Origin of the sequence: Planktotalea sp., from assembly GCF_049680325.1 — a bacterium.
Taxonomy (GTDB): domain Bacteria; phylum Pseudomonadota; class Alphaproteobacteria; order Rhodobacterales; family Rhodobacteraceae; genus Planktotalea.
The window spans coordinates 1-8,608 of the sequence record NZ_JBAUHO010000245.1; the positions used below are offsets into that span (position 1 = coordinate 1).

9 protein-coding genes are annotated in these 8,608 nt (G+C 54.8%); 1 reads left to right on the forward strand and 8 read right to left on the reverse strand.

Features of this window, described 5'->3' with window-relative positions; genetic code table 11:
* Window positions 1–58: 58 nt before the first annotated feature.
* From WBC85_RS11160 to WBC85_RS11195, 8 genes are all read right to left on the reverse strand, one after another.
* Complete coding sequence (locus tag WBC85_RS11160; protein ID WP_424436804.1) at window positions 59–820, reverse strand: LysM peptidoglycan-binding domain-containing protein; 762 nt, start codon at window positions 818–820, stop codon at window positions 59–61.
* Between the two features lie 13 nt (window positions 821–833).
* Window positions 834–1,466 carry a rhodanese-like domain-containing protein gene (locus tag WBC85_RS11165; protein ID WP_424436807.1) on the reverse strand — a complete coding sequence of 211 codons (633 nt, stop codon included), beginning with the start codon at window positions 1,464–1,466 and terminating at the stop codon, window positions 834–836.
* Between the two features lie 368 nt (window positions 1,467–1,834).
* Complete coding sequence (locus WBC85_RS11170; protein WP_424436810.1) at window positions 1,835–2,641, reverse strand: LysM peptidoglycan-binding domain-containing protein; 807 nt, start codon at window positions 2,639–2,641, stop codon at window positions 1,835–1,837.
* A 10-nt stretch (window positions 2,642–2,651) separates the two neighbouring features.
* Complete coding sequence (locus WBC85_RS11175) at window positions 2,652–3,281, reverse strand: rhodanese-like domain-containing protein (protein ID WP_424436813.1); 630 nt, start codon at window positions 3,279–3,281, stop codon at window positions 2,652–2,654.
* 134 nt (window positions 3,282–3,415) lie between these two features.
* Window positions 3,416–4,690: a bifunctional folylpolyglutamate synthase/dihydrofolate synthase gene (locus WBC85_RS11180; protein ID WP_424436816.1), complete on the reverse strand. Its 1,275-nt coding sequence runs from the start codon at window positions 4,688–4,690 to the stop codon at window positions 3,416–3,418.
* Window positions 4,687–5,625 (reverse strand): acetyl-CoA carboxylase, carboxyltransferase subunit beta, encoded by a 939-nt coding sequence (gene accD, locus WBC85_RS11185; RefSeq protein WP_424436819.1) that lies wholly within the window; start codon window positions 5,623–5,625, stop codon window positions 4,687–4,689. Before accD ends, WBC85_RS11180 begins: the two co-directional genes overlap by 4 nt.
* A 61-nt stretch (window positions 5,626–5,686) precedes the next feature.
* Window positions 5,687–6,598, reverse strand: coding sequence for a lysostaphin resistance A-like protein (locus WBC85_RS11190; protein WP_424436822.1), 912 nt, complete (start codon window positions 6,596–6,598; stop codon window positions 5,687–5,689).
* 25 nt (window positions 6,599–6,623) lie between these two features.
* Window positions 6,624–7,580, reverse strand: a complete 957-nt coding sequence (locus WBC85_RS11195) for a fatty acid desaturase family protein (protein ID WP_424436825.1) — start codon at window positions 7,578–7,580, stop codon at window positions 6,624–6,626.
* Between the two features lie 119 nt (window positions 7,581–7,699).
* Here WBC85_RS11195 and WBC85_RS11200 point away from each other — a divergent pair.
* Window positions 7,700–8,608 (forward strand): dihydroxy-acid dehydratase (locus tag WBC85_RS11200; protein WP_424436828.1); only part of this gene is annotated, 909 nt, incomplete at its 3' end.

Here is an 8,608-nt window from a genome sequence, read left to right on the forward strand (position 1 = left end):
CCGAAAGCCCCTTCAAGGTAGTGCCTGTAGTTTGTCCCGTTTCCCGTACGCCGCTCGATCAGGCGCTGGTCATCGGAGGGATCTTCAGTTTTTGACCCACGCGAATTTGGTCAGGGCTTGGCAACACATCCCTGTTCGCTTCGTAAATCACCTGATAGTCAATCGTTCGACCGTAATAGCGGATCGAAAGTTTCATCAGGCTGTCACCGCGTTTGACGATGTGAATGGTATCGTCGAACCCCGGCGTTGCTTTTGTTCCGGAGGACATGAACGCTGTCGCATCCGCCATCGCTTTGGATTTTTTTCGGGCGTTTTCAATCCAGCGTTTTTTCACGGCCGAGGAATCCACCGCAGCGCCAACCATCGCCATTTTGGTGTATTCTTCGGTTCCGTATTTCGCTTCTCGAGCGAGCGCACTTCGAAACGCATCATCGCCAGCTGCGCCCATGGATTGCGAAACCAGTGAAGCAAGGCGAATTTGGCCCGTTTCTGCCGTATTGGGCGCCTTGCCTTGCAAGTTAGCCAGCACGCTTGATGTCAGCGCGCGCATGTCGCCTTTGGCGGGGGTCATTGCTTTTTTCGACAGGCTCGCTGAGGTCGCCTTTTGCAATTTTTGCAGCGCCGCCAATTGGTTCGCGCTCGCTTGGGTTTCTTGTACTTCAGGTTCGATTGCGACTGTCGTCAGCATTGTGTCAGATGCAGTGCGCGTAACGTCCAACATATTGCTTGAACCCCCTGCCTGACGTTCGCTGGGTTGCAGCAACAAAAGGCCGATAATCGAGAGCATGAAAACTCCCATAAATGCTAGAACTCGGATCATGTTCGGGTCGCCCTCATCCTGCCGGGTTGGTTGTTGTCAAACCGAGGAGGAGCCAGCTTTGCATGCCCCCACGGTAGAAATTTAGTTTCTCGGGTGGATAGCCCACCTCTAAAAGCGCTGTGACCGCACGCGATGTTTGCTCGCACCAAGGGCCATTGCAAAAAAGCGTGAGCGTAAACACCTTGGAAAAATCCCAACTTCCGCCTGCATCATTCGCGCCCAAAGCGCGCAGGATTTCATCGCGAAACGGATTATTATCTTCCAAAGTGGAGAACGGCAAATTTACCGCACCAGGGATTGAGCCCTTCTCGTGCCATTCGGGCAGGCGCGTATCGATCAGCAAACCTTTGCCAGCCGCAACTTCGTCTTGCAAAAAGCCGATGACTTCCAGCTCGCCAAACGTTGAAACACCCTCTGCAAGGGTCATGGGCTGGATGCAAAACGGCGGACAGGGCCGCGACGTTTTTGTGAACTCAGAGCTTAGTCGGTTTGCTTGGTTCTGGTTGCGTTCAATTAAAACATTAACACCGCTTACATTAACTGAGACCTTGTCGAGATCCTGCGTGATACGCACGTCCTGTGCCATCGCGCTGCTCGCCATTGTGGCACAGGCCACCAACAAGGCCACACCGATGTGACATTTCATACTTGCTTCCCCCATGCTGGAATTCTGATTTTTTCAGTGCTGGCAGGCACTGTATAATCCAGCTGGATACAAGCTATAGGCGAAGCAAAACGAATCAGTCAACATGTGGTGATTCGCGTTTTGCGCTTTTTTGATATGAGAAGGATGGTGCCTGAGAGCAGATCCGGCTGCGATAGGTTTCAACAGCCAGGCTAGCGTCAAACGTACAAACCGTTGACGAGACTCTAGAATTTTTCGTTCAATTGCATTTTTCGCCCACTACAAGCAGCGCGTGTTAGCGCGTGTGAAACGGCATTTTCCTCCACCAAAAAAATTTGGCAAAGGGTTAAGTTTTTTGCATCTCAAAGGAAAAATAGCCGGAAAACGCGCTATTGATTGCTGTAACGAAGCACCTGACCGATGCGCAAAGCGTCGGGATTTTGGCGAAGCACCGGGTTTTCGGACAGCAATTTGTCCGTCGCAAGGGCACTGCCATATAGCTTGATCGCGATCAGCGCCAACGTGTCGCCAGAGGCCACAACATAGCTTTTCTTCGCGCCGCTTTGCACAGCTGACGTGCGAAGCGCTGGTTGGGCTGGCGCAGGTACCGCGCGCACGGCAGAGGTCACAGGCGCTGTAGGCTGATTGCCAACCTGCCCCATCGAACGCCGCACGATCGAATTCAAAAGGCTGCCCTCCTGGCCTGGACCCTTGGTTTTGTGTCCGAGGCTGTTGAGCGTGTTCAGCGTCTGCCAGCTCATGTCACGCAGCTCTGGCTCGACGGCCTGATACATCGTTTGAGCGACAGGGCGGATCGGTTCGGGGGCAGTTTGCACAGTCGTGACAGGCTCTGGGTCAGCATCCGATGTAACCGAATTTGTACCAAGCGAGGCATCAAGAGCGGCCTGCAAGCGCGTAAGCGAACCGCCCGGGGCCAGATTGCTCGTTGGCTCGGCTTGCTTGATCGCGGGCGCGGGCCGCGCTGCGGCTTTCAATCTTGAAATGACTTCATCCGGTGCCTGAAGGGCTGGTGTTGCCTTTGGCTCGTTCAGAACGTCAACTTCATTACGCGATGTTTCACGAAGCGCGTTCTCGCTTTGCTCATAGACATAGCTCGGCCGCGGACCGGGTTGCAAAACAATGACCAGCACCGTTGCCAGAGCAAAGAATGAAAAAATAGTGATGCTTCGCATCATGGCCTGTTACTCACTTTGAAACTGTTAACCCGAAGATGTGCCAAAGCTGCAGACCGCCTCGGTAATACGAAATTTTTTCCGTTGGATAACCCGCGTCCAGCAGCAAATGCACGGCTTGGCGCGCCGTTGGGGACCAGGGGCCATCATCGAAAACCATTAGATCGAAGGCGCCTGAAAAATCCATTTGCCCAAGGCTTCCCGATGCGCCAAGCGCCAGCAAAAGGTCTTCACGATAGGGATTGTTGGCAACCAGTGTGGCGGCAGGTACGGAAATAGCGCCCGGAATTGTGCCTTTCTCAAACTCGCTTGGCAGGCGTGTATCTATGAGAAGGCCAGTTCCTGTCGAAACGCTGTTTTGCATAAAGCTGAAGACTTCAAGCTCTGTCAGCGTTGCAACGCCCGGCGCGGCATCGCTTGGCTCGATACAATAGTCGGGACATTTTCTTGCAGTATTTGAATAGGCTCTTGGTAGGGCATTGTCGCCGTTTTGGCCGCGCTGAATAGAAAAGCCTTGGCCGCCAAACTCGAATTCAACACTCGGTTGGCCCGGCAATATATCTGCGTCAACCGTTTGCACATTAATTGCAAACGATAAAATGGCCGCTAACGCGGCACGCACACTCGTGCCCGAAATAGACATTTTGATACTCACACCTGCTCGAAACGTTTTCCGTTTTCGTTGGTTTTATCGGTAAGGTTTAGAAACGCTTACGTCAATGTATCGCACAGGTTGTATTTAAACGCAATATTTAGCAATTGCTTCTAAATGTAGATTCACCCATTCGAACGTAAAACGTCACCAGCCAAATATAAAGAGCCGCATATTAAAACACGGGCTTCTGGGGCCATTGCCGCTATTTCGTCCAATGCCTTTTGAACAGAACTTGCAACGCTGGAATTAAGACCAGCGTCTTGCGCTGCTTTCGCAGTTGTTTCGGCGGGCAATGTGTTCTTTTCGCCAGGTATGCTGACCCCGATCAGGTGCTCTGCATGCTGTGCCAATGGACGCATGTAACCGTTCACGTCTTTCGTGTTCAACATACCGCAAATGAGATAGGTCTTGCGGGCAGGCAGCGTGCCCAGCAATTCGCCAATCGCCTCGCCCGCAGCGGCATTGTGGCCACCATCAAGCCAAAGTTCGATTTCCGGTGCGCTTTGCACCAATGGCCCGTTTTTCAACCGCTGCATTCGCGCAGGCCATGTGGCATCTGTCATTGCGGCGCCGCAGGCGTCTTCGTCAAAACCAAGCGCGCGTAAGCCCGCAATAGCTGCGCCCGCGTTACGCACCTGATGCGCACCCAAGAGGGCAGGTTTTGGCAGATCCAGAAGTCCGGTTTCATCCTGATAAATCAGCCGATCACGCTCCACGCCAACATGCCAATGCTGGCCATAGACAAGCAATGGCGCGCCAAGACGCGCCGCTTTGGCCTCAATCACCTCAAGGGCGGCATCCTCTTGCGGGCCAACGATACACGGCACCCCGCGCTTGATGATCCCGGCCTTTTCGCCCGCAATCTCTGGCAAGGTTTCCCCAAGAAATTGCTGATGATCCAACGAGACAGGTGTGATGATCGTCAATGCAGGCTTGTCGACAACGTTGGTGACATCAACCCGCCCACCAAGACCGACCTCTAGCAAGGTGTAGTCTGCCTTCTGACGCGAGAACGCAAGAAACGCGGCACAGGTTGTGATTTCAAAATATGTAATGCTCTGCTCGCCATTGGCGACATAGCACTCATCAAGAACTTCGGTCAGATATTCTTCCGAGATCAGCTCGCCCGCGACGCGAATACGTTCATGAAAGCGCGCCAGATGCGGGGATGTATAGGCATGGGCGGTTTTGCCAGCGCCCTCTATTCCCGCGCGCATCATCGCTTGCGTGCTGCCTTTACCGTTGGTGCCGGCAATGTGAATGACAGCTGGCAGCTGGCGCTCTGGGTTGCCCAGCGCGGCCAACAACCGCTCGGCGCGGTCCAGGACCAGATCAATGACCTTGGGATGCAGTGTCATCATCCGCTCAAGGATGATGTCAGAGTTGCCTGCGCTCACCCTTTTGCGTCTTCCGCTGGTGCCGCTGCAGGCGCGCTCAATTCAAGGTGTTCGGGCGGCTTCGGCAAATCGCCCATTACAGGGGGCGGCATATGCATCAGCATTCGAATGATAGACACCAACTCACCTTTGAGTTCCGTCCGTTTGGTCACACGATCAAGCATCCCGTGTTCAAGCAGATACTCGGCGCGCTGGAAGCCTTCGGGTAGCTTTTCACCGATGGTTTGCGCGATGACACGCGGCCCGGCGAAACAAATCAGCGCGTTTGGCTCGGCGATCTGAACGTCGCCCAGCATCGCATAGGATGCGGTGACACCGCCAGTTGTTGGATGGGTCAAAACAACGATGTAAGGCAGGCCTGCTTCTTTGAGCATTTGAACTGCAACTGTCGTGCGCGGCATTTGCATCAGGCTGAGAATGCCCTCCTGCATACGCGCGCCGCCTGCGGCAGAGAACAAAACCAAAGGTTTGCCTGTTGCAACAGCGCGTTCGGCGGCTGCAATAATCGCATTGCCCACATACATGCCCATGGACCCGGCCATGAACGAGAAATCCTGACAGGCAGCAACAATCGGCGTGCGGCCGATTTCGCCCTCTGCAACCAGCATCGCTTCTTTTTCACCAGTCGCCTTTTGCGCGGCCTTCATGCGATCCGGATACTTCTTTTGATCGCGAAACTGCAAAGGATCGGCGACGGGTAGGGGCACCTCGACCTCTGCAAAAACGCCGCCATCAAACAACGCCTCAAAGCGGTCACGCGCGCTTATCGCCATGTGATGCCCACAGGAATTGCACACATTCTGATTGCCGCTCAGCTCGCGGTGAAACAGCATCGTGCCGCATTCGTCGCATTTGGACCAAAGGTTTTCGGGCGTCTCGCGACGCGAAAAAATCGAGTTGATCCGTGGTCGGACGTAGTTGCTGATCCAGTTCATCGCAGACCCTTTCCTGCGTTAGTCTTACTTGCCAGATAAAGGCCCTTGGCCTGAATTGCAATCAGCGCCGCAATGCAAGGCGCGCGGTGAGCCAACTGACCAACATCACCGCAAAGTCCACAGGCAGGAACGCGCGCACTGCGGCCTCATCAGCAGCAGAAAACCCGTATCTGTAGAGCGCGAGCCCCGACATCTCGCCTTGAGGCGCGATCAATAGCAACGCGGAGATGTTTGTTACAAAGTGCAGCGCAATGGCAGGCCCAAGCGTGCCGGAACGGGCAGTTAGATCCGCTGCAAACAGTCCGAATATTGCCGCCCAGATGACCACAAGCCAGGCATTGCCACCGTATGTTCCGGGCGCGTAATGGGCCAAGCCGAACAATGCAGACGGCACGAACAGCCAAACCAGCGGATTGGAAAAACGGGCGGCCAGTTGCTGTTGCATATAACCGCGAAACAGCACTTCTTCTGCGCTGGTTTGAATAAAGATGGCCAACAGCGCGGGCGCAAGCAGCGCGATCCAGCGCCCAAGGTCGGCACCCTCTTGCAAAGGCGGATCATGGCGATACGGCGGAAGCATAAAGAGGACGGCAAATAAAATAGCTAAGGCCACGATGACGAACTTGGCTTGCATCCATGCGATCGGTGGCGATCCGATCAGCGTTTCAGGGCGACGTTGGTGCAACATCAGAGCAACCGCAGCAACCGCAAGCCAGACGAATCCGAACGAAAACAACATCAAGAGCAAGCTCTGCGGCAGCAAAAGCGTTTCAAAGTCATCATATAGGGTGCGATAGGCATCATCGCTAAGCCCGTAAAACAAGACCTGCCAAAGCAGCGGCGCGCTGACCCATATAATGAAGACTGCAAGGATCAGGCCCAATACCAAGCGCCACACTTCAGCCGCGTCGCGCGCAGGGGCAACGAAACGGGCGTGAGCTGAGTAATCAAAGGCGAAAACTGTCTTGAGCATAAAGCCTATTTAGGCGCGCTCTGCGTTATGCGCTAGTGGGCAATGCACCCTTAGACGCGGCAAGGCGCATAACCTGCCAGTAGCTTTGCCCGATCTGCATCTGCGCGCCATGCCCGCGTTCAAGCATAAGCGCATGTAACTTCGGCAAACGATGGCAAGGCACATGCATCAAAAGATGATGCTCAAGGTGATAGTTCACGAAATAGGGTGCAAGGATCAGACGCATCAGCGGACCTGCTTTTGTTGTTCGTACATTGCGCAGCGGATCGTCGGTTTTTTCGACAACCCCATGCTCGGCGATATTGCGTACACGCAGCACCAATTGAAACCATGTCAGCAGCGGCAGTACCCAAAAGGCAAACCACCACCACCACGCGCCAAAGCCCCACATCACGGCAAAGATAACCATATTCGCCATCAAAGCGCGGCCGATGACCGGGCCAGCGAAGGCTTGTGCCAAGTCTTGCGAGCTGATCTCGCCCTCGACCTCGCCCGCCATTTTGAAGGCAAACATGATCTGCTGGCTGCGTTGCCTGAACCCTGTCTGGCCTGTGATGTCGCGGATCAGTTTACGGCGCATAGACGCTTTGGTGGTTGGGAACGGAGCGGAAAGCTTCAAATCAGGATCATTTTCCGTCTGCGTGTAGCGGTGATGCTTTAAATGATAACTGCGATATTCGAACAGATCCGCCAGAATGGGACGTCCACACAACCATTCCCCGACAAATTCGTTCAGCGCCCTGGTTTTGAACATCGCCGCATGCGCCGCTTCGTGCATCAGGATCGCAAGGCCAAGCTGGCGCGAGCCAATGACAATCACGGCAATGATAAAGGTCAATGGATTGGGAACATAGGCGAAGAGCGCCAGCGCGAGGGCGATCGTGCCCCAGCAATGCAGAATCAACCAAAGTCCCCATGCATCAGATCGCTGTGCAAGCGGGCGGATTTCGTCAGACGTAAAAAAGCTTTTTCCCGGGGTCATGGTGTTAGCTTCAGCGCCAAGTTAGCTTTTTGTCAAATCTAACGCCGTGTCACATCGCGCCTTGCGGCCCTGCCCACGCTGATTTATCCACGCTTCAACGCATTCTTCGGGAGCCAGCCATGACTAAATTCGACAAAAGCAAACTACCCAGCCGCCATGTGACCGAAGGTCCTGCGCGCGCACCACATCGTTCTTATTATTATGCGATGGGTATGTCCGAAGAAGAAATTCACCAGCCACTGGTCGGCGTCGCAACCTGCTGGAACGAAGCCGCGCCGTGTAACATCGCGCTGAACCGTCAGGCACAGGCCGCCAAAATGGGTGTAAAAGCCGCCTTTGGCACGCCGCGCGAGTTTACGACAATCACCGTTACCGACGGTATCGCGATGGGCCATGAGGGCATGCGCTCGTCACTGGCCAGCCGCGAGGCGATTGCCGACACGGTTGAACTTACTATGCGCGGCCATTGCTATGATGCGCTTGTCGGTCTTGCGGGTTGTGACAAATCCCTGCCCGGCATGATGATGGCGATGATCCGTCTGAATGTTCCGTCGGTCTTCCTGTACGGTGGATCAATCCTTCCGGGCCGTGTGGCTGCGGGTGCAAAGGTTCCTGCGGAATATGCCAACCGCGATCTAACAGTTCAGGACATGTTCGAAGCAGTTGGGCACCAGCAGAACGGCACAATGACCAATGCAGAGCTGGAAATCCTAGAGCGCGTCGCCTGCCCCTCTGCCGGTGCGTGCGGCGGTCAGTTCACTGCGAACACAATTGCCTGCGTGTCCGAAGCGATCGGCCTTGCCTTGCCAGCTTCGTCTGGGGCACCAGCGCCTTATGAAAGCCGCGATGAATATGCCAAAGCGTCTGGCGCTGCGGTAATGAACCTGATCGAAAAGAACATCCGCGCGCGCGATATCTGCACACGTGAAGCGTTCGAGAACGCAGCGCGCGTGGTGGCGTGTACAGGTGGCTCGACCAATGCTGGTCTGCACCTGCCTGCGATGGCACATGAAGCAGGCATTGATTTC